Below are 2,100 nucleotides of genomic sequence, written 5' to 3'. Positions count from 1 at the left end.
ATATTTGAATTTTTCATCAGCAGATTATCGCACAATTGGTTGAGGGGCTGTTAAGTTGACAATACCCTTGCTACTTGTAAGATTAATATCGATTAACTGACGATTGGTTTTAAGTGTTTTGTGTTGATTTAATAATGAAACCGTTATTTACATTAGAAAAAATCACTACTTAAAATAATAGGTATTTCCCGCATGTAGATTTTGATGATTGTCTGTGTAACCACTTAAAATAAGTTGTATACAACTTCACTATCATTAATACGTGATTTATATATAATTCACTTTTGATGCAAGGTATGTCTTTTAAATAAAAAAGTTTAGCCTCAATTTGTCTACGTATGAGAATTAATTAATGAGCAAAGAAATACTGTTTAAAAAAGATGAAATATTGCTATCAACCACTGACTTAGATAGCAACATAAAGTATGCAAATAAAAAATTCTGTGATATCTCAGGGTATTCATCAACGGAACTGCTGGGTAATCCGCATAATATGGTGCGTCACCCGGATATGCCCAAAGCTGCATTTGAAGACTTATGGAAATTTACTCAATCTGGTCACTCTTGGATGGGCCCGGTAAAAAACAGCTGTAAAAATGGAGATTATTACTGGGTCAATGCCTTTGTGACACCTATAAAAGATAACCATGGCAAGGTCTTTGAGTATCAGTCTGTTCGAACACTGCCGGATCGTGATGTTGTTGATCGCGCAGAGCGAGTCTATAAAGAAATCAAGGAAGGTAAACCCCCTTTACAGTTAAGATTTAGCATAGATCTGACCTTTTGGTTTCAGCTGTTTTTTATCTGTTCATTCGTGTTCTCTGTACTGGTGGCCACTTTTAGCGATATCAATCTGATACTTAGTTTGCCTATGGTTGTCATTTCCGCTCTATTTACTGCTTTATTTTTTAACTGGCGCTTAAAATTCAAAAAGTTAATAAAGGAAGCAAAATCCGTTTTTGACAACCCTCTAATGAGTTTTATCTATTCCGGAAATAACAATGCTATCAGTGCAATAACCCTAGCATTAAAAATGCGTGAAGCAGAACTCAAAGCCGTAGTTGGCAGAGTCTGTGACGTTTCTGATAAACTTACAGAAACTGCCAAAAAATCTTCTGAATGTGGTATCAGCGTATCGACTATTTTAGCGCATCAAAACAACGAAACCGAGCAGGTTGCAACGGCGATGAATGAAATGTCGTGTACAGTGCAAGACCTTGCTCAGGTGATTGGCAAAGCTGCACAAGCATCGCAGCAGGGATTGGAAATTAGCAATCAAGGACAACAAATTGTCCAAGAAACTATTGTAGCCAACAATGATTTAGCAGGGCAGTTAAGCGAAGTGGAACAAGCGATTTCACGATTAGTAAACGCAAGTAAATCAATTGAAACAGTACTTAACGAAATAAGTAGCATTGCCGACCAAACCAATTTATTAGCATTAAATGCGGCCATTGAGGCTGCGCGAGCAGGTGAACAAGGCCGTGGTTTTGCCGTTGTCGCAGATGAAGTTCGTGCACTGGCGATGCGCACTCAGCAATCGACAACTGAAATTAACAAATTGTTAGCACAATTACAGACTGAGTCTAATTTTGCGAATAGCGCAATGGAAAAAGGCTCTGAGCTTTCTCATAACTGTGTGCTACTTTCTGAAAAAACTGGCGAATCATTGGCTAAAATTATTTCCGAAGTTAGTGAATTAGCGAATCTTAATACACAGATAGCCACTGCGATAGAAGAGCAGTCGTTAGTTAGTGAAGAGATTAATCGCAACATAGTGGCCATTTCAGATATGGCGACAACCACCGAGGTGCACGGTCAACAATCCGTTGACCTATCGAGTGAATTGTTAGATAAGATCGAAGAGCAGCAAGCTTTAGTAACACAGTTTGTCTAACTCGCTCAAACTGGTTGTTTCTACATTTTACATAACACCCGCACTACGAATATCTTAAAGGCTACCAAATGGTTAATGCCGTTCACTGATACTGTCAACTTAACAACACCTCAACCAATTGTGCGATAATCTGCTGATGAAAAATTCAAATATCTATGCAGGTTATCGTTATCCGGTATTGTCAACTTAACAGCCCCTCAACC

General features: G+C 38.2%; 1 protein-coding gene. It reads left to right on the top strand.

Annotated features, from left to right (window positions below):
• The first annotated feature begins 352 nt into the window (after positions 1-352).
• Positions 353-1,897, top strand: coding sequence for a methyl-accepting chemotaxis protein (locus G322_RS0118940; protein WP_028866752.1), 1,545 nt, complete (start codon positions 353-355; stop codon positions 1,895-1,897).
• Positions 1,898-2,100: the final 203 nt, after the last annotated feature.

The sequence above is a fragment of the Psychromonas hadalis ATCC BAA-638 genome (assembly GCF_000420245.1).
Classification (GTDB): Bacteria; Pseudomonadota; Gammaproteobacteria; order Enterobacterales; family Psychromonadaceae; genus Psychromonas; species Psychromonas hadalis.
This window is presented reverse-complemented; position numbering and strand designations above follow the sequence as displayed.